Annotated in this window: 18 protein-coding genes and 1 tRNA gene; 7 read left to right on the forward strand and 12 right to left on the reverse strand. The window is 65.6% G+C overall.

What is annotated here, in order from left to right; genetic code table 11:
• Position 1: 1 nt before the first annotated feature.
• The 4 genes from proB to rplU all read right to left on the reverse strand — a co-directional run bounded on the left by proB (position 2) and on the right by rplU (position 3,144).
• The gene (gene proB, locus HMPREF2924_RS03145) at positions 2-1,120 is read right to left on the reverse strand and encodes a glutamate 5-kinase (protein ID WP_003094756.1); all 1,119 of its coding nucleotides are present in this window, start codon (positions 1,118-1,120) and stop codon (positions 2-4) included.
• A 70-nt stretch (positions 1,121-1,190) separates the two neighbouring features.
• Positions 1,191-2,411 carry an Obg family GTPase CgtA gene (gene cgtA, locus HMPREF2924_RS03150; RefSeq protein WP_003094758.1) on the reverse strand — a complete coding sequence of 407 codons (1,221 nt, stop codon included), beginning with the start codon at positions 2,409-2,411 and terminating at the stop codon, positions 1,191-1,193.
• Positions 2,412-2,551: 140 nt separating this feature from the next.
• Positions 2,552-2,809 (reverse strand): 50S ribosomal protein L27, encoded by a 258-nt coding sequence (rpmA, locus tag HMPREF2924_RS03155; RefSeq protein ID WP_003094760.1) that lies wholly within the window; start codon positions 2,807-2,809, stop codon positions 2,552-2,554.
• Between the two features lie 23 nt (positions 2,810-2,832).
• Positions 2,833-3,144, reverse strand: a complete 312-nt coding sequence (rplU, locus tag HMPREF2924_RS03160) for a 50S ribosomal protein L21 (RefSeq protein ID WP_003094761.1) — start codon at positions 3,142-3,144, stop codon at positions 2,833-2,835.
• 240 nt (positions 3,145-3,384) lie between these two features.
• Here rplU and HMPREF2924_RS03165 point away from each other — a divergent pair, with 240 nt between their 5' ends.
• The 3 genes from HMPREF2924_RS03165 to HMPREF2924_RS03175 all read left to right on the forward strand — a co-directional run bounded on the left by HMPREF2924_RS03165 (position 3,385) and on the right by HMPREF2924_RS03175 (position 7,085).
• Entirely contained in the window at positions 3,385-4,353 is a 969-nt protein-coding gene (locus HMPREF2924_RS03165) for a polyprenyl synthetase family protein (protein WP_003094763.1), read from the forward strand.
• A 137-nt stretch (positions 4,354-4,490) separates the two neighbouring features.
• On the forward strand, positions 4,491-4,715 hold the full coding sequence (locus HMPREF2924_RS03170) for a PA4570 family protein (RefSeq protein ID WP_003094765.1): 225 nt from the start codon (positions 4,491-4,493) through the stop codon (positions 4,713-4,715).
• Between the two features lie 342 nt (positions 4,716-5,057).
• Positions 5,058-7,085: a c-type cytochrome gene (locus tag HMPREF2924_RS03175; RefSeq protein ID WP_003134946.1), complete on the forward strand. Its 2,028-nt coding sequence runs from the start codon at positions 5,058-5,060 to the stop codon at positions 7,083-7,085.
• A gap of 69 nt (positions 7,086-7,154) precedes the next feature.
• On the opposite strand, the gene HMPREF2924_RS03180 is transcribed toward HMPREF2924_RS03175, so the two are convergent.
• The 6 genes from HMPREF2924_RS03180 to HMPREF2924_RS03205 form a co-directional block, all read right to left on the reverse strand.
• Positions 7,155-7,772 (reverse strand): BamJ family beta-barrel-assembly machinery protein, encoded by a 618-nt coding sequence (locus tag HMPREF2924_RS03180; protein ID WP_003134948.1) that lies wholly within the window; start codon positions 7,770-7,772, stop codon positions 7,155-7,157.
• 84 nt (positions 7,773-7,856) lie between these two features.
• A complete protein-coding gene (locus HMPREF2924_RS03185) occupies positions 7,857-8,162 on the reverse strand; it encodes a DUF6482 family protein (RefSeq protein ID WP_003094771.1) in 306 nt (101 codons plus the stop codon).
• A 255-nt stretch (positions 8,163-8,417) separates the two neighbouring features.
• Positions 8,418-8,906 carry a TIGR00645 family protein gene (locus HMPREF2924_RS03190; RefSeq protein ID WP_003111135.1) on the reverse strand — a complete coding sequence of 163 codons (489 nt, stop codon included), beginning with the start codon at positions 8,904-8,906 and terminating at the stop codon, positions 8,418-8,420.
• A 173-nt stretch (positions 8,907-9,079) separates the two neighbouring features.
• A complete protein-coding gene (locus HMPREF2924_RS03195) occupies positions 9,080-9,421 on the reverse strand; it encodes a PA4575 family protein (RefSeq protein WP_003094775.1) in 342 nt (113 codons plus the stop codon).
• A 150-nt stretch (positions 9,422-9,571) separates the two neighbouring features.
• Positions 9,572-12,025: a Lon protease family protein gene (locus tag HMPREF2924_RS03200; protein ID WP_003094777.1), complete on the reverse strand. Its 2,454-nt coding sequence runs from the start codon at positions 12,023-12,025 to the stop codon at positions 9,572-9,574.
• Between the two features lie 98 nt (positions 12,026-12,123).
• Complete coding sequence (locus HMPREF2924_RS03205) at positions 12,124-12,450, reverse strand: TraR/DksA family transcriptional regulator (RefSeq protein ID WP_003134965.1); 327 nt, start codon at positions 12,448-12,450, stop codon at positions 12,124-12,126.
• 234 nt (positions 12,451-12,684) lie between these two features.
• Here HMPREF2924_RS03205 and HMPREF2924_RS03210 point away from each other — a divergent pair, with 234 nt between their 5' ends.
• Both HMPREF2924_RS03210 and HMPREF2924_RS03215 read left to right on the forward strand, forming a co-directional pair.
• Positions 12,685-13,173 carry a DUF3015 domain-containing protein gene (locus HMPREF2924_RS03210; protein WP_003094783.1) on the forward strand — a complete coding sequence of 163 codons (489 nt, stop codon included), beginning with the start codon at positions 12,685-12,687 and terminating at the stop codon, positions 13,171-13,173.
• A 58-nt stretch (positions 13,174-13,231) separates the two neighbouring features.
• Positions 13,232-15,088, forward strand: coding sequence for an Lnb N-terminal periplasmic domain-containing protein (locus tag HMPREF2924_RS03215; protein ID WP_003094784.1), 1,857 nt, complete (start codon positions 13,232-13,234; stop codon positions 15,086-15,088).
• Here HMPREF2924_RS03215 and HMPREF2924_RS03220 read toward each other — a convergent pair.
• Positions 15,082-15,636, reverse strand: coding sequence for an NADAR family protein (locus tag HMPREF2924_RS03220; protein WP_003134970.1), 555 nt, complete (start codon positions 15,634-15,636; stop codon positions 15,082-15,084). The genes HMPREF2924_RS03215 and HMPREF2924_RS03220 overlap by 7 nt on opposite strands.
• A gap of 55 nt (positions 15,637-15,691) precedes the next feature.
• Entirely contained in the window at positions 15,692-17,287 is a 1,596-nt protein-coding gene (gene rtcR / locus HMPREF2924_RS03225) for an RNA repair transcriptional activator RtcR (protein ID WP_003094789.1), read from the reverse strand.
• A gap of 314 nt (positions 17,288-17,601) precedes the next feature.
• Here rtcR and HMPREF2924_RS03230 point away from each other — a divergent pair.
• Positions 17,602-17,675: transfer RNA gene (locus HMPREF2924_RS03230), tRNA-Arg, on the forward strand.
• A gap of 271 nt (positions 17,676-17,946) precedes the next feature.
• Positions 17,947-19,092 carry a slipin family protein gene (locus HMPREF2924_RS03235; RefSeq protein WP_003134972.1) on the forward strand — a complete coding sequence of 382 codons (1,146 nt, stop codon included), beginning with the start codon at positions 17,947-17,949 and terminating at the stop codon, positions 19,090-19,092.
• Positions 19,093-19,117 lie beyond the last annotated feature (25 nt).

Here is a 19,117-nt window from a genome sequence, read left to right on the forward strand (position 1 = left end):
CTCAGACCAGAACCAGATTGTCGCGATGCACCAGCTCCGGCCCATCCACGTAGCCGAGCAAGGCCTCGATGGCATCCGTCGGCTGACCGAGGATCTTCTGCGCCTCCAGCGCACTGTAGTTGACCAGGCCGCGCGCCACTTCGCGCCCGCCCTGGTCCACACAGACCACCATCTCGCCGCGACGGAAGCTGCCCTGGACCGCCTTGACCCCAACCGGCAACAGGCTCTTGTGATCCTGGCTCACCGCCTTCACCGCCCCATCATCCAGCACCAGGGTGCCGCGCATCTGCAAGTGACCGGCCAACCATTGCTTGCGCGCCGCCTTGCGACTGCGATCAGGGGTCAACAGGGTGCCGAGGCGTTCGCCGGCGCGCAGGCGGTCGAGGACACGCTCGATACGCCCGCCGACGATCACCGTATGCCCGCCGGAACGCGCCGCCAGGCGCGCCGCCCGCAGCTTGGTCTGCATTCCGCCGCGCCCCAGGGCGCCGGCACTGCCGCCGGCCACCGCATCGAGCTGCGGATCGTCGGCACGCGCCTCGTAGATCAGTTGGGCATCGGGATTGTTGCGCGGATCGGCGTCGAACATCCCGTCGCGATCGGTAAGGATCACCAGCAGGTCGGCCTCGACCAGGTTGGCCACCAGTGCCGCCAGGGTGTCGTTGTCGCCGAAGCGGATCTCGTCGGTGACCACCGTGTCGTTCTCGTTGATCACCGGGACCACGCCCAGCTCGACCAGGGTCCGCAGGGTGCTGCGGGCGTTCAGGTAGCGCTTGCGGTCGGAGAGGTCGTCATGGGTCAGCAACACCTGGGCGGTCTGCAGGCCATGCAGGGCGAAGCTGGACTCCCAGGCCTGCACCAACCCCATCTGTCCCACCGAGGCGGCGGCCTGGAGTTCGTGCATCGCGCTAGGTCGGGACACCCAGCCCAGGCGGCTCATACCGGCGGCGACGGCGCCGGACGACACCAGCACCAGCTCGATGCCGGCGCAATGCAGCGCCACCATCTGCTCGACCCAAACGGCCATGGCATTGCGATCCAGCCCACGGCCATCGGCCGTCAGCAGGGCGCTACCGATCTTCACCACCCAGCGCCGCGCGCCAGTCACCTTGTCCCGCATACCCTCAACCTTAGAAGCCCAGGCTTCGACTCTTCAGCCCCGCCGGCCCGCCCGGCGGGGTATCACGCCATCAGGGAACGTAGAAGATCTCCGGACCGTCGCCGTCGTCTTCCTCATCATCGAAATCATCGTCATCCACCGCACCAGCGTTCTTCAGCCCCGAACGCCGCAGCGCGCGCGCATCGTCCAGGGCCTGCAGACGGGCCCGCGCCTCGTCCTCGATACGCCGGTCGAGTTCGGCCAGCTCCTCGGCATACTGCGGATCTTCTTCCAGGCGCAGGGTACGCTCGTCGAGATAGCGCATGATGTCCTGGCTGAGCGCCTCGGTGCCATCGCGCTCCAGGGCGGAGATCACATAGACCGGGCCTTCCCAGCCCAACCGCTCGATCACCGCCTGCTTGCGCGCCTCGCGCTCGGCCGGATCGAGGATCTGGTCCATCTTGTTCAGCACCAGCCAGCGCTCGCGCTCGGTCAGCGCCGGACTGAAGCGACCCAGCTCGCGAACGATGACCTCGGCGGCATCGGCCGGATCGCTTTCGTCCAGCGGCGCCATGTCCACCAGATGCAGGAGGATACGGGTCCGCGCCAGATGCTTGAGGAAGCGGATGCCCAGCCCGGCGCCTTCGGCGGCACCTTCGATCAGGCCGGGAATGTCGGCGACCACGAAGCTCTTGTAGCGACCGACGCTGACCACGCCGAGGTTCGGCACCAGGGTGGTGAACGGATAGTCGGCCACCTTCGGCTTGGCCGCGGACACTGCACGGATGAAAGTGCTCTTGCCGGCATTCGGCAGTCCCAGCAGGCCGACGTCGGCCAGCACCTTCAGTTCCAGCTTGAGGTCGCGCGCCTCGCCCGGCTTGCCCGGGGTGGTCTGGCGCGGCGCCCGATTGGTACTGGATTTGAAACGGGTGTTACCGAGGCCATGCCAGCCGCCCTGCGCGACCATCAGCCGCTGACCGGGCTCGGTCAGGTCGCCGATGATCTCCTGGGTATTGGCGTCGATCACGGTAGTACCGACCGGCACCGGCAGGATCAGGTCGTCGCCCTTGGCCCCGGTGCAGTCCTTGCTGCCGCCGTTCTCGCCGCGCTGGGCATCGAAACGGCGGGTGTAGCGATAGTCGACCAGGGTGTTCAGGTTGACGTCGGCTTCCAGGTAGATGGAACCGCCGTCGCCACCGTCGCCGCCGTTGGGACCGCCCTTTTCGATGAACTTCTCGCGACGAAAGCTCATGAGGCCATTGCCGCCGTCACCGGCTTTCACGTGGATTGATACTTCATCGACGAATTTCATGGATATGCCTCCCACCACGAGGGCGGGTTAACAGAAAAAACATAGGATACAGGATGCCCCGAAAGCAGGGCATGGCCGGAAGCCGGCGCAGAAACAAAAAAGCCCCGTCGCGAGACAGGGCTTTTTCAGAGAGCTATTGCTTAGGCAGCAACGATGCTCACGTATTTGCGACCAAAGGCGCCTTTGGTCTCAAACTTGACCACGCCGTCCACTTTCGCGAACAGGGTGTGGTCCTTGCCCAGGCCAACGCCGTAACCGGCGTGGAATTTGGTGCCGCGCTGACGAACCAGGATGTTGCCAGCCTTTACAGCCTGGCCGCCGAACAGTTTCACGCCAAGGCGTTTACTTTCTGAGTCGCGGCCGTTGCGGGTAGAACCGCCAGCTTTTTTGTGTGCCATGAGTCATATCCTCCAGAAAGGAATTAGGCCTGAATGCCGGTGATCTTGATTTCAGTGAACCACTGGCGGTGGCCCTGACGCTTCATGTGGTGCTTACGACGGCGGAACTTGATGATGCGGACCTTGTCGTGACGGCCGTGGGAAACCACTTCAGCGGTAACCTTCGCACCTTCGACGACCGGCAGGCCGATTTTCACGTCTTCGCCATTGGCAACCAGCAGGACGCGGTCGAAATCGATCGCTTCGCCGGTAGCGACGTCGAGTTTCTCGACCTTGAGGAATTCGCCTTCGGTGACTTTGTGCTGCTTGCCACCGGTAACAATCACTGCGTACATGTGTATCTCCGTTAAACCTGCTCACCCGACGCTTTATAGAAGTAGGAATCGGCCGGCATGGCTGCATGGGGTCGGATCGGACGCCCGTGCAATTGCGTAAGGCAGGGTATGCCAAGGAAGTTCAGGGCCCGCGATTGTACGGAAAGGTCCAGGCCGAGGCAAGTGCCACGGGCCTTTCCTTGACAGTCCCCCCCCTGCCACCTAGCATGCCGCGCAATCTTTGTGGAGCTATTGTCACTGATGCAACCCCAGGCCTTCTACCGCGTGGTGGCGGAAGATTTCACCGCCGTCGACGGGATCATCCGTCGCCAACTCACCTCCCGCGTTCCCCTGGTGGAAAAGATCGGCGACTACATCATCTCCGCCGGCGGCAAGCGCCTGCGCCCGCTGCTGGTCCTGCTCGCCGGCAAGACCCTGGGCTACAAGGGCGACGACCTCTGCCTGCTGGCCGCCACCATCGAATTCCTGCACACCTCCACTCTGCTGCACGACGACGTCGTCGACGCCTCCGGCCTGCGCCGCGGCCGCTCCACCGCCAATGCCCTGTGGGGCAACGCGCCGAGCGTGCTGGTAGGCGACTTCCTTTATGCCCGCTCCTTCGAAATGATGGTCGAGCTGGGTTCCATGCCGGTCATGCGCATCATATCCCAGGCCACCCGGGTGATCGCCGAGGGCGAAGTGCTGCAATTGTCCAAGGTACGCGACGCCAGCACTACCGAAGAGACCTACATGGAAGTGATCCGCGGCAAGACCGCGATGCTTTTCGAGGCCTCGACCCACAGCGCCGCCGCGCTGTGCCAGGCCGGCGAGGAACAGTCCGAGGCACTGCGCCGCTTCGGCGACTACCTGGGAATCGCCTTCCAACTGGTGGACGACCTGCTCGACTACCGCGGCGACGCCGCGACCCTCGGCAAGAACGTCGGCGACGACCTCGCCGAAGGCAAGCCCACCCTGCCGCTGATCGTCACCATGCGCGACGGCACCGAGGAGCAGGCCGCGCTGGTACGCAAGGCCATCCAGCAAGGTGGCAGCCAGGACCTGGAGAGCGTCTGTGCCGCCGTCGAGGCTGCCGGCGCCCTGGACTATACCGCCAACCTCGCCCGCGACTACGCCGCCCGCGCCATCGCCTGCCTGGATACGCTGCCGGACAACGAATACCGCTCCGCCCTGGTCGAACTCAGCGAATTCGCTGTCGCCCGGACCCACTGAACCGGGCTCGACTTGTGACGAACGCCGCCGTTTTCACGGCGGCGTTTTCGTTTTGCGACGAAAGGCACGATCAAGACTTGCTATTACGATAATAAGAATTATTCTCATCTCACAGTCTTGTCACGGAGATGAGCGCCATGACTTATTTGATCGATGCCTGGCTTGATCGGCCACACCCCTACCTGCGGATCCTGCACCGGGAAACCGGGGAAATCTGCGCAGTCCTGGAAGAAGACGCGCTGGACGAACTGCGTGACCAGGGCGGCCTGGACCTGCACGAGTTGAACTCGAGCGAACCGCTGATCCTCAAGGAGCTGGTACGCAACCTGTTCCTCTTCTGCTACGCCCGCGCCCTGCGCTGAGCCTTTGCGATGACGCCAGGACGCGTCATCCGTGCGCCGCTGCCCGGGAGGCGGATCGCACGAACGGAGGCAAAGGCGCCTCCGGCCGGTTCCGGGAAGGTCACGGACGACCTTCCCGGAGTCACTTTCCTCATGTCCCGGTCTTTCCGCTACGCCTCGCCCGAGCACGCCGGCAGCCCCTCGCCGCGATAGGGATTCCTGCCTGATCCACATCAAGCCGACCTCGCCTGAAAGCCGTTACAACAGCGGCGTGACCGTCGTCCTGTCGACGGCCGCATAACGAAAAAAAGAATGGACCGTGGCCGAGGGGACCGCCCCAGGCCTACGCCTAAGGATGAGGAAATGCCTGCTTCTTTCCCGCGCCTCGGCTTGCTCGGCGCGCTGTGCTCCATCGTTCCCCTGCTCCATGCCAGCGAACCGACCACGGACGCTGCGCTCATCGAAAAAGGCCGCTACGTGGCCCAGCTCGGCGACTGCATCGCCTGCCATACCGGCCCGCAGGGCGCGCCGATGGCCGGCGGCCTGGAGCTGAAGACGCCAATGGGTACCATCTACTCGACCAACATCACTCCCGACCGGGAGACCGGCATCGGCCGCTACAGCTTCGAAGAGTTCGACCGCGCCATGCGCAAGGGGGTGACCGCCGAGGGAGTGAATCTCTATCCGGCGATGCCCTACCCGTCCTACGCCAAGATCAGCGAAGAAGACATGCGTGCACTGTACGCCTACCTGATGCACGGCGTGCAACCCGTCACCCAGGCGAATACGCCGAGCGCGATGAGCTGGCCGTTCAACCAGCGCTGGGGCCTATCGCTGTGGAACTGGGCGTTTCTCGACGACGCGCCGTTCACCCCCTCCAGCGACGCGGACCCGGCGATCAACCGCGGCGCCTACCTGGTACAGGGACTCGGCCACTGCGGCGCCTGCCATACTCCGCGCGGCATCGCCTTCCAGGAAAAAGCCATGAGCGAAGCCGGTCGTTCCGGGCAGCTCTACCTCGCCGGCGAAACCGTCGAACAATGGCAAGCCCTGAGCCTGCGCAACCTGTGGACGGTGGAGGACACCGTGCAGTTGCTGAAGACCGGGCAGAACCGCTTTGCCACGGTGTCCGGCAGCATGACCGATGTCATCCACCACAGCACCCAGCACTTCAGCGACGACGATCTGCTGGCCATCGCCAGCTACCTGAAGTCCCTGCCGGCCGGCAAGGACGACCTGCCCATGCCCGACAGCGAACGCCCACTGGCAGCACCGGTCGACCTGTACAGCTCGCGGGGCGGTCTCGGCTACGCGCAGTTCTGCTCCGACTGCCACCGCAAGGACGGCAGCGGCGTCCCGGGTATGTTCCCGCCGCTGGCCGGCAACCCCACGGTCGCTTCGGCCAACCCGAGCACGCTACTGCATATCACCCTTACCGGCTGGACAACCGCGGAGACCGCAACCCACTCGCGGGTCTACACCATGCCCGGCTTCGCCCAGCTGGAAGACCGCGAAATCGCCGAAATCCTCAGCTTCGTCCGCAGCAGTTGGGGCAACCAGGGTTCGTCGATCGATGCCGGCCAGGTGAAGAAACTGCGCCAGCAGATCGAGGCCGGCAACGGCCCGGCCACGACCTTCGTCTCTCCACGCCTGGCGGACATGCTCGCGGCGCCGAACGCCGAACAGGTGGTACGCGGCATGCGCCTGCACCTGGAGACCCGCGAGCTGCTGCCGGCGAACGTCGGCAACCAGTTGAACTGCACCAGTTGCCACCTGAACGCTGGAACCGTAGCCGACGGCTCGCCCTTCGTCGGCGTCTCGGCGTTCTTCCCCAGCTACGCGCCCCGGGCGGGCAAGGTCATCGGCCTGGAGGAGCGCATCAACGGCTGCTTCCGGCGCTCGATGAACGGTAAGCCTCTGCCGCCGGACTCTGCCGACATGCAGGCGATGGTGGCCTACTTCGACTGGATGAAGAACAACACCCGGCCGCAGGACAAGGTCGCCGGCCGCGGCGTCGGCAAGGTCGACCCGGCGCTGAAGCCCGACCCGGAGAACGGCCGCAAGGTCTACGCCCGACAATGCGCGGTGTGTCATGGCGAGAATGGCGAGGGGCTGAGGAACAGCGCCGGCGAGATGCTCTTCCCACCGCTGTGGGGCGACGAGTCGTTCAATATCGGCGCCGGCATGGCGCGGACCTTCACCGCTGCCGCCTTCGTCAAGCACAACATGCCGATCGGCTTCCAGGAACGCTTCCCGCTCGGCCAGGGCGGCCTCAGCGACCAGGACGCAGTGGACGTCGCGGAGTACTTTTCGCACCAACCGCGCCCGGACTTCCCGGACAAGATCAAGGACTGGCCGAAGGACAAGCGTCCGCTGGATGCCCGCTACTGATGCCGCAATGAAAAACGCCCCGTCGATGCGTCGACGGGGCGTTTCGCTCCTTCCTGGGGCCGATGCGCCTCAGAGGATTTCCAGCAGTTCGACGTCGAACACCAGCACGCTGTGCGGGGGAATGCTGCCGACCGCCTGGCCGCCATAGGCCAGTTCGCTCGGTACGTGCAGGCGCCACTTGGAGCCGGCGTTCATCAGTTGCAGCGCTTCGACCCAGCCGGCGATCACGCCGCCCACCGGGAACTCGGCCGGCTGGCCGCGCTGGTAGGAGCTATCGAATACGGTGCCGTCGATCAGGGTGCCGTGGTAGTGGGTGCGCACGGTATCCTCGCGGGAAGGCTTGGCGCCCTCGCCAGTGCTCAGCACCTCGAACTGCAGGCCCGACGGCAGCACGGTCACGCCTTCGCGCTTGGCGTTCTCGGCCAGGTAGGCGCGGCCTTCGCCAGCGGCGACTTCGGCCTTGGCCTGGGCTTCGGCCTGCATGCGTTCGCGGATCACCTGGAAGCTGGCCGACAGCGCCTCGCCGGAAACCCGGCTGTCGATACCTGCGAACGCATCGGACAGGCCGGCCAGGACTGCGTCCAGGGTCATGCCCGGAACCGGATTCTCGCGCAGTTGGTCGCCCAGTTGACGGCCGATGCCGTAGCTGACACGGGCTTCGTCAGTGGTCAGGTTGAGTTCGCTCATGGCGCTGCTCCGCTGTGGGGTCGAAAAAGGGCGGCCAGCCTAGCACAGAAGGCCCTTCCCCCCTACCAGCGCAGCCGCTTGTGCTCAACCCTGGCGGATCGACAGCGGCAGCCCGCCGATAAACGAACCCGACTCGGCCAGGAGGCCACACATCTCGTCATCGACATCGGCGCACACCAACTCCACCGGAACCCTGTCCAGCCCGCGCAGTACCTGGCGCGCATGCTCCACGGAGCGCAGGCTGACCGGCTGGCCGAGATCGTCCTCCACCGGATAGGCGCGGCCGCCCATCTGCGCCTCCAGGACATAGATGCCACCCTCCAGCGACACCAGGTGCAAGGCGTCGATATGTCCGGCCTGGACCCGGCCGGCGAGATCCTGCATGTTCATCGCGAACCTCTCGAGGTGCGCAGGCAGCGGAAGCCTCCAGGTTTCCGCCAACCGCCTCGGTCCCGACAGCGCCGGCCCGATTCCCGGCATCGTCCGGCCGCCAGGCCCCGACGATGCGAAGGACGCCCGCTCCCGGCGTCCGCCCGATATCACAGGAAAGTCTTGCCCAGGCGACAGGCAACGCAAGCCGGAAACGCCGCCGCCCGTCCGTTTTACAACGGCCGGGCGGCGCGAGCGAAACACTGGAGAGGGTCGTCAGTGACGGGTCTGCTTATCCAGGTAGCCCATGGCGAACGCCGAGAGCACGAAGGTCATGTGGATGATCACGTACCACATCAGCTTGTTGTCCGGCACATTCTTCGCGTCCATGAAGATGCGCAACAGGTGGATCGAAGAGATCGCAACGATGGAGGCGGCCACCTTGTTCTTCAGCGAGCCGGAATCCATCTTGCCCAGCCAGTTGAGCTTTTCCTTGCCTTCGTCGATGTCCAGCTGCGAAACGAAGTTCTCGTAGCCGGAGATCATCACCATGACCAGCAGGCCGCCGACCAGAGCCATGTCGATCAGCGAGAGCAGGACCAGGATCAGGTCGGCCTCGGCCATCGCGAAGATGTTCGGGATGACGTGGAATATTTCCTGGAAGAACTTGATGGTCAACGCCAGCAGCGCCAGCGACAGGCCCATGTAGATGGGAGCCAGCAGCCAGCGCGAGGCGTACATGGCGTTTTCGAAAAAGCGTTCCATGGTCTCTTGTGTGTATGTGCAGGGGGAAATGGGGCGGCGAGTATAACGCAGCGGCCGGCGGTTTTTATCCAGAAAATCTGTGGATAAATATGTGCACCGAGCCGGGATGGATCCCGCCAGCGATGATGGCACGGGGCCTTGGCCGGATTGCTCAGGCTTTGCCCAGGCGCCGCTCAGGATTCCGGGCGAAACAGGTAGTCGCCGACATGCGGCCGTCGTTCGCCATTGAGTCGGCGCAGTTCGCCCTGCAGGTGCAGGCGCCAGATCGGCGGGTCGACGGCTTCGATATAGCCTTGCTGGGCCAGGCAGTCGGCAATCGCCTGCAACACCCCTTCGGCCACCAGCGGTCCGTGGAAGGGGCCCTGGGCCTTGATCGCCGAAGGCTGGGAGCCGGACATGCCGGCGGCGCAAAGCAGGGTCCAGAGTCCGTTCTCTCCGGCCAGCGGCCTGACCACGCATTCGATTCGCGTGGTCAGCCCCAGACAAGGGCGGATGAGGCAGAGGTTACGCGGCATGGCGGCATCCTCACGGGGGTTCCCAGTTTTGAGCCTACACCTGCCGCCAGGTTCCGCATAGCGCCGGCGGGAACTTGTCCACAGGGCTGAAACGCACGAGGGCGGGGCTTTCCAGCCCCGCCCTCGGCAGGTTCCGGCAACGCGCCGGACTCAGTCCTTCTTCGCCGCGGCCTTGTCCTTCGCCGCGACGGTCTCTTTCTCCGCCGGCTTGTCCTTTTCCTTGTCGTCCTCTTCCATGCCGAGTTCGGATATCTCCTGCAAGCGCGCCACGACTAGATCGTTCACGCTACCTTTCGGGAAGCGTCCCTTCTCGTCCTGGGCGCCGACCGGCTTGCCCACCAGCAGCGCCAGCGCCTCGTCCACCTCGCGCACCGCGTAGACGTGGAACTGCCCGGCGCGCACCGCCTGCAATACGCGCTCGTCCAGCATCAGGGTGGTGACGTTGGCGCGCGGGATGATCACGCCCTGCTCGCCGGTCAGGCCGCGCGCTTCGCAGAGGCGGAAGAAGCCCTCGATCTTCTCGTTGACGCCGCCGACCGCCTGCACCTCGCCGAACTGGTTGATCGAGCCGGTAATGGCGAAGCACTGCTTCAACGGCGTCCGCGACAGTGCTGAGATCAGCGTGCAGACCTCGCCCAGCGAGGCGCTGTCGCCGTCCACGTAGCCGTAGGATTGTTCCAGGGCGATGCTGGCGGAGATTTCCAGGGGGAACTCCTGGGCGTAGCGGCTACCCAGGTAGCCGGTGAGGATCATCACGCCCTTGGAGTGGATCGGCTGGCCGAGGTTGACCTCGCGCTCGATGTCGACGATGCCGCTGCTGCCCGGATAGACGGTCGCGGAAATCCGCGCCGGCACGCCGAACACCGAGTCGCCCACCTCCAGCACGGTCAGTCCGTTGCACTTGCCGACCGCGGCGCCAGCGGTGTCGATCAGGATGATCCCCGCCAGCATGTCGTCGAGGATCCGCGCCGACACCCGTCCGGTGCGGGTCTGCTTGGCCTTGAGGGCACGCTCGATGTGGCCGAGCTGGATCACCTCCTCGTTCGCCAGCTGACGGATGAAATCGGCTTCGCTGACCAACTGGAACAGGTCGCCGATCCGTGCCGAAAGCCGCCCCTGGTGCTCGGCCAGGCGCGCGCTGTAGGTCGCCAGTCGCGCCACCGCCGCGCCGCTGAGGGGCGCCATGCCCTCTTCCGAGGTGCGCGTCTTGAGCAACTGTGCGAACTGTTCGAGGCTGTCCTCGCCCAGCGGGATGTCCTCGTCGAAGTCCACCAGCACCCGGAACATCTCCTGGAAGTCCGGGTCGAGGTCCTGCAGGGTGTAGTAGATCTGCCGCGAGCCGATGATGATCACCTTCAGTTGCAGCGGGATCACCTGGGGGGTCAGGGAAACCGCAGCCAGGCGGCCGAGTTCGGCCAGCGGCGACTCCATCTTCAACTGGCGCGACTGCAGGGCACGCTTGAGCGCGTCCCAGACGAACGGCTCGCCAAGCATCTTTTCCGCTTCCAGGATCAGGAAGCCGCCGTTGGCCCGGTGCAGCGCCCCCGGACGCAACTGCCGGTAGCTGGTGTAGAGCGCCCCCTGGTCGGAGCTGTACTCGATGCGGCCGAACAGGTTGTCGTAGGTCGGGTGCGACTCGAACACCACCGGCGCGCCGCTGGTCGCGTGGTGGACGATGGCCTGGTTCGGCGCGTACTGCTCGATCAGCCCTTGCTTGCGCTGGGCGTCGGTGCGGCTGTCGTCGACCAGTTGGTCGACCACGGTCTTCAGCAGGTTCAGTTGCATCGCCTGCAGGTAGGCGCAGACGCCCGGGTTGTTGTTGTACTTCTCCACCAGGGGCGCCAGCAGGGGCTGCAGGGCCAGGGTGATGGTTTCCTCGTTTAGCTCGCGCAACTGGTTGCTCGACTCGCGCTTCCACTGCGGCAGGCTCGCCAGTTCCTCGTTGAGGTACTCCTCGAGGGCGGCGATATCCTTGTGGAAACGCTCGCGCTCGGCTTCGGGCAACTGGGCGAATTCGGCCTCGTCGAGGGCCTTGCCGTCCTTCATCGGGGTGAAGGCGACGTTGGCGCTGTCGCGGTACAGCGCCACGTCCTTCTCCAGGGCGCGCCGTTCCACCGAGTCCAGGGCGCGGTCGTAGCGCTGGTTGAAGGCGCGGTCGACGGCGTTCTTCTTCTGCTGGTAGGCCGGATGCTCGAAGACCGCCGGGAAGGTCGACATCAGGTTGTCGATCAGGCGGTCGATGTCGGCGCTGAATTCGGTCGCGCTGCCCGGCGGCAGTTCGATCACCCGAGGTTCGCGCGGCTCGTCGAAATTGTTCAGGTAGACCCAGTCGGAGGGCGTGGCGACGCGCTTGCCCTCGGCTTGCAGGTAGCGTTTGACGAAGGAGAAGCGTCCGGTCCCCGGCTCGCCCATGACGAATACGTTGTAACCCGGACGCGGCATCGCCACCCCGAACTGCAGCGCCTCGACCGCACGTTCCTGGCCCAGCACGCCGCGGAAGGGCTCCAGGTCATCGGTGGTATCGAAGGCGAATTGCTCGGGAGCGAACGGGCGGGTCAGTTCTTCTGGCGCCAGGCGCAGGCCGGCAGCGACGGAATCGGGCATCGGGAATCCTTGCATCGGGCGGCAGATCGCCGCGGGGTGTCGTCGCCCGCATTCTCCCCCCAGCCTCGCGCCACTGACAAGGCGCGGATGGCGCTATCTCACCGATGTACCAGGTCGGCGCAGCGCAGGCAGTATTCCGCCGCAGGCAGGGCGGCCAGGCGCGCCGGTTCGATAGCCTCGCCACAGCGCTCGCACTGGCCGTAGCGACCTTCCGCCAGGCGCAGGCGGGCCAGGCCGACCTGGCGCATCCCCGCCTCCGCCTCGGCGAGTAGGCCTTCGAGCACTTCGTCGTTCTGGCGCTGCACCGCCTGCTCGGCAAAGTCCGGCGAATGGCTGCGCCCCAGGTCCCGGCGGATCGCCGCGGCGCGTGCCGCGTACTCGGTCGCCAGGGTTTCCAGGGCGGTAGCGGGGTCGAAAGCGCTCATATCCACCTCCTGCATGAGGAACGGCTGACCAAGGCCGGTTTCGCTCAGACCGACCAGAACTTTCCCAAGTCTGGACGGTTCCAAGCGGATTGCCGCTGACGCCGGTCAATTTTCGCCCGGCATTGCGCGCTGCCACCCATTCGGTGCCTTGACACCCCGGTGGCATTCCGAAAAGCTCACGGCGTCGCTGGCCCGCTCCAGATGGCTCCGATCCACCTCAAGAGAGAACAAACGATGAAACGGATTCTGCTCGGTACCCTGTTCGCCGCCGCCTCCTTCAACGCTTTCGCCGACGCTCCCGGCGGCGCCGGCTGCGGCTGGGGCAACATGCTCTTCAAAGGCCAGCGCGGCGTGGCCACCCACGTGGTCGCGGCGACCACCAACGGCACTTCCGGCAACAACACCTTCGGCATGACCACCGGCACCAACGGCTGCCATACCAACGGCGCGCTGTCCTATGGCGGCAAGCCCCTGCTGGTGCTCGGCAGCATGATGGACGAGCTGTCCGAAGACATGGCCAAGGGCAATGGCGAAGCGCTGACCACCTATGCCGTGGTGCTGGGCGTGCAACCGCAGGACCGCGAGCACTTCGCCGCCGTCACCCACGAGCATTTCTCCGAGATCTTCAACAAGTCCGACGCCACCGCCGCCGACGTCTATGCCAACACCCAGGCGATCCTGAAACAGGACGCCCGCCTGGCCAAGTACGCCGAGCAGGCCTGAGCCTCGCCGCCTGCCCGTTCGCGGGCAGGCCCCTTTCCCCAAGCATTAAGCCTTGCCGATGCCGAAACGCCTGTTGCCCTGGATGGCGCTGTGCGCCTGCTCCCCCCTTCTGGCTGCGCCCACGGTTCCCGAGGCCCGCCTCCAGCAACTGGCCGCCGATCCCTACTGGATCGCCCTCGGCCACTACGAACGCGGCAAGCTCGGCGGTTGGCGCAGCTACGTCGACGACGAGCGGTTCTTCCTCGCCGACAACGGCGAGAGCCACCCGGACGCCGAACTGGCGGCCACGCTAAAGGCGCTCTATGCCTCGCCCAGCCTTGGCGACAAGCATGCCCAGTGCGTCTACCCGGCGCGCACCCGCTGGCTGCGCCAGCAACTGCAACTCGACGACCTGCCGCAGCCGCAGTGCGGCGAATACGACAACTGGTACCGCGACATCAACCCGCACAGCGCGGTGCTGGTGTTCCCCGCGGCCTACCTGAACAGCCCGTCGTCGATGTTCGGCCACACCCTGCTGCGCATCGACCAGGCCGACGTCACCAGCAACAACACTGCCCTGCTCAGCTACGCGCTGAACTTCGGCGCCTACATCGAAGGCATGGACAACAGCATCCTCTATGCCTGGAAAGGCCTGATGGGCGGCTATCCCGGCCTGTTCGCGCTGGTCCCGTACCGGGAGAAGCTGGCCGAGTACAGCCGCCTGGAGAACCGCGACCTCTGGGAATACAAGCTGAACCTCACGCCCGAGGAGACCGGGCGCATGGTCGAACACGTCTGGGAACTCAAGCAGGTCCGCTTCGACTACTACTTCTTCGACGAGAACTGTTCGTTCCGCCTGCTCGAACTGATGGAGATCGCCCGCCCGGGCATCGAGCTGACCGAGCAGTTCCCGCTTACCGCGATCCCCACCGACACCGTCCGCGCGGTGAAGAACGCCGGGCTGATCGAGCGCATCGACTACCGGCCGTCGCGCGAGAAGGAACTGCTCGCCCGCGCCGAACCGCTCGACCATGCCGAGCGCGACTGGGCCAAGCGCCTGGCGGACGACGACAGCCTGCTCGACGCTCCCGACTTCAAGGCCCTGCCGATGCCGCGCCAGGCGCTGATCCAGGACGCCGCCTTCCGCCTGGTGCGCTACCGCGCCACCGGTCAGGCGCGTGACAGCGGCATCGCCTCGCGCAGCTACAACCTGTTGCGTGCGATCAACCGCAACCCGCCGCCGGACCTCCAGGTCGAGCGCCCCGGCCAGCCGGAAGACGGCCACGAGTCACGGACCTGGCAGTTCGGCGTCGGCAGCCGCGATGACCGCGCCTTCGCCGAGTACGGCCTGCGCATGGCCTACCATGACCTCGCCGATAACGCCTATGGCTTCCCCCTCGGCGCGCAGATCGAGATCGGCCAGCTCAAGCTGCGCCAGTACGAAGGCAACCGCTGGCAGTTGCAGAATCTCGACCTGGTCACCATCCGCTCGCTGACCCCGCGCAACCAGTTGCTCAAGCCGCTGTCCTGGCAGGTCGCCGGCGGCCTGGAGCGGGTGCCGGGCGAGGACGGCGACGAAAACCTGGTCAGCCACCTCAACGGCGGCGCCGGCGGCAGCTGGATGTTCGGCGACGACCTGCTGCTCTACGCCATGGGCACCGCGCGGATCGAGAACAACAGGGACTTCGCCGCCGCCATCGCCCCGGCCGTGGGCTTCGACAGCGGCTTGCTGTGGCGCAACCCGTTGGGCAACCTGACCCTGGAGGCCAAGGGCGACTACTTCCACAACGGCGAAGTGCGCCGCAGCCTGGGCTTCGTCCAGCAGGTGGAGCTGGGCCGCGACCTCGGCCTGCGCCTGAGCGCCGAACGCGAGTTCAGCCATGTCGGCAAGCCGATCAACGAGGTCAAGCTGGAGCTGCGCTGGTACTACTACTGAGCCAGCCTCCGGCGCACCTCCATCAGGGCGAAGCCGAGCAGGTTGAGGCCTTGCCAGGTCGCCGGCTCCGCCGCCAGGGGATCGCTCGCAGCCAGGCCGATGCCCCAGATCGCGTCCACCGGGCTGGCCTCGACCAGCACCCGGTCGGCGGTGCCCAGAAGGTATTTCTTCAGCGAAGCGTTCTGGCCGAACTTGCCGAGGTTGCCTTCGATCACGATTCCCACCCGCTCGGCGTTCCAGCGTGCCTCGTCGAAGCCGGCGACTTCGCGGCCGAGGGCCTTCGCCTCGCCTGGGCTGCGCGCCGCCAGGATGCGCTCGAGCAGCCTGGAGTCGTCGAACAAGCGTGCCTTGGCCGCCATCATGTAATGCTCGGCGCTGGCGTAGCGCACCCCGTCGAGCTTGAACGAAGCCTCGTACCACTGGCTGAAACAGCTCTTGCCGACCTTGTCATCCGTCGCCGGACGATGTCCCCAGAAATACAGGTACTTGAAGCTTTCGCCGGCCGCGCAGCGCTGGCGCAGCCGCTCGACGTCCATTATCTCGCTCATCGGCATTCGTCCCTGGAGCCCGTGAAAAGACGCCAAGGATATCCCGAAGTGGTGTTCAGGCGCGTATCTGCGCCCAGTCCAGGCCGAAACGCGCCAGGTACTTGCGCAGCCGGTCGGCGTCGTTGGGGTTGCGCTTGTCCTGGCGCGAAACGGCGAACAGCCGGCGTCCCGCCTCGGAAAGGGTCTTAGCCCCGCGGCACACCTCCAGCACCGACTGCAGTTGCAGGCGGTCGAACAGATCCAGGGCCTCCACCCGCTGCCCCAGCAGATCAGCCAGTGGCTCCCGGCCCGCATCGAGCCCCCAGGCCTGGCGCAGGCGAAGGATCTCCTCCTCGACCAGCGCCTCGTCGATCCGCCCGCTGTCGGCCAAGGTCGCCATCCGTGTAATGGAAGCCGACAGCTCGCGGAAGTTGCCGGCCCAGCGCGCTTCGCTGGAACCGGCGAAGGCCAGGTAGCGACGCTTGGCCTCCAGGTTGAAACGCACCTGCCGCCCTTGCTCGCGGGCGTGCCGCTCCAGTTCGAAGTCGATGTTCGGCTCGATGTCCTCGCGGCGTCCAGCCAGGCCCGGCAGCTCGAAGGTCCACAGGTTGATGCGGGCGAACAGGTCCTCGCGGAACAGGCCTTCGGCCACTCGTCCGCGCAAGTCGCGGTGGGTCCCGGCGATAAGCTGGAAGTCGCTCTCCACCTCACGGTCCGAACCCAGCGGGAAGAAGCGCTTCTCTTCGATCGCCTTGAGCAGCATCGCCTGTTCGTCGGCGCCCAGCTCGCCGATCTCGTCGAGGAACAGCATGCCACCGTCGGCTGCGCGCAGCAGGCCTTCGCGCGCATTCTGCGCGCCGGTGAAGGCGCCCTTGACGTGGCCGAACAGGGCCGACATCGCGCCGTCGCCGCGCAAGGTGGCGCAGTTGACCTCGACGAAACGCCCGTCGAGCTGGTGCCGGCTGCGCTTGAGTTCATAGATGCGCCGGGCGAGGAACGATTTGCCGGCACCGGTCGGCCCCACCAGCAGCATGGGTGCCCGCGAACGCACGGCGACCCGCTCGATCTGCTCGATGGAGCGGTTGAAAGCGGCATTGCGCGTGGCGATTCCCGACTTGAGAAAAGCCAGGCTTTCCTCCTGTTCGCGGCGGAACCGCGAGGCGATGCGGTCGTAGCGGGACAGGTCGAGGTCGATCAGCGTCGCCGAGCCCTCGGGATGGCGCGCCTCGTCCTTGCGCCGCGACGGCGAGGTCTGCACCAGCCGGGCCGGCAGGTAGCGCGCCTCGGTAAGGAGGAACCAGCAGATCTGCGCGACATGGGTCCCGGTGGTGATATGCACCAGGTAGTCCTCGCGCTCGGTGTCGAAGGGGTAGGCGCTGACGAAATCGTGCAGGGCGCCATAGACCTCCTCGAAGTCCCAGGGGTTGCGCAGTTCCATCTGCTGCAGGCGGACCTCGGTATGCGGCGACACCGCGGCGATGTCGGCGCGAATCCGCTCGGCCAGGCCGAGGTCGCGGGCGTCGTTGCCGTGGATCAGTTCGAGGCGGTCGATCAGCAGGTCCGGCTGCTGGCACAGGCCGATGCTCGGCCGCCACTTTTGCCAGCGCGCCGCGCCCTTGCCGAGACGGTCGAGGGTGGCGCCGATGAAGCCGATGGCGACCGTGCGTTTCATCACTGCTTATCCTTCAAGATAAAGATCGATATGAAAATATATAGAAATAGTCGGGCATCTCTCCATCGAATTCGCCGACGAATCGCAATAAAAAATTTATTCACCTTTAAAATCAAATAGTTAATCAAGAAACAGTCTCATCGATAAAAACCTGGCACGCCGCTCGCTATATCCATTTCGACCGCATCGTCCATGCAGGCCGACGGGTCGGGACTCCAGTCCCGCCGGTGCCCGAGCCCACCCCTGGTGTCGGCGTCGTGCATGCCGCCCGCAACAACGACGGTCATTCGCGAATGACGGCAATGCCGCTTCGCGGTTCGATAGCTCAGCCTGGTAGAGCAACCATCCACGAAATGGTCTGTCGCGGGTTCGACTCCCGCTCGAACGTTGCCTTAACGGCAATCACTCAATGGCAACACCCGCCGGTGTGGCCGAGGCGAACTGCGCAAGCGGCCAGGAAGGCCGGACAACGCAAGGGAGCCGAAGCCGCCGCCGGCCCGTCCGGCCCGCGGTTCGGGCACGGGGCAAGGCAGGCCGGGGATCGAGGGAATCGATCGCATGGACAGGACGTCCGCCAGGCCAACCTCCTCCGCGCTCCACCCGCGACGCTCGACGGGCCGGCAACACCGGCACCACGGAAGAATGAAAGGAATGAAGAGATGAAAATGCTGAAGCGCTTTATCGTGAAGAAGAACGAACGCGGCCTGCTGTACTCCGAAGGCGACTTCCTCGCCGTGCTCGAACCGGGCACCTACCGCCGCTTCGATCCGTACGACCGCCTGAGCCTGGAAAGCTTCAGCCTGAACACCCCGCAGTTCGAACACCGCCTGGCCGGCTACCTGCGGCAGAGCGAACCGCAACTGGTGGAGCGCTATTTCACCCGGATGGACCTGGGCGACAACGAGGCCGGCCTGCGCTACGAGGACGGCGTGCTGGTGGATCTGCTCGCACCGGGCAGCCGCCGACTGTACTGGAAAGGCCAGACCGAGCAGCGCCTGGAGCGCATCGACCTGACCCAGGATTATCGATTGTCCGCCGCGCTGGTCGCCCAGTTGCACCAGCCGAACCTGCGCGGCCGGGCCCTGGCGGGCCTGGACGCAGTGTTGCTGGTCCAGGTGCCGGCGTTCCAGGTCGGCGTGCTCAAGGTCGACGGCGCCCTTGCCGGCCTGCTGCAAGCCGGACAATACGGTTTCTGGCGCTACAACCGGCAAGTCAGCGTGGAACTGGTCGACACCCGTATCCAGGCGCTGGAGGTCAGCGGCCAGGAGATCCTCACCCGCGACAAGGTCAGCCTGCGCCTGAACCTCGCCGCCAACTGGCGCTACAACGACGTACTCACCGCCTTCTCGCGGCTGAGCAAGCCGCTGGAGTACCTGTACCGCGAGCTGCAGTTCGGCCTGCGAGCGGCAGTGGGCACCCGCACCCTCGACGAACTGCTGGAGAACAAGCAGTCGATCGACGAAGCGGTCAGTGCCCACCTGGCCGCCAAGCTGGAAGACAGCGGCCTGGAAGTGAGCGGCCTGGGCGTGCGCGACATCATCCTCCCGGGCGAAATGAAGACCCTGCTGGCGCAGGTGGTGGAGGCGGAGAAGGCGGCCCAGGCCAATGTGATCCGCCGCCGCGAGGAAACCTCGGCGACCCGCTCGCTGCTGAATACCGCGAAGGTCATGGAGGAAAACCCGACCGCGCTGCGTCTGAAAGAACTGGAAACCCTGGAGCGGGTGGCCGAGCGCATCGACCGGATTTCGGTATTCGGTGGCCTGGACCAGGTATTGAACGGACTGGTCACGCTGAAGCAGGCCTGATCACGAACGATAGCCGCGCCGTCGA

It is taken from the genome of Pseudomonas sp. HMSC063H08 (assembly GCF_001813645.1).
Classification (GTDB): domain Bacteria; phylum Pseudomonadota; class Gammaproteobacteria; order Pseudomonadales; family Pseudomonadaceae; genus Pseudomonas; species Pseudomonas aeruginosa.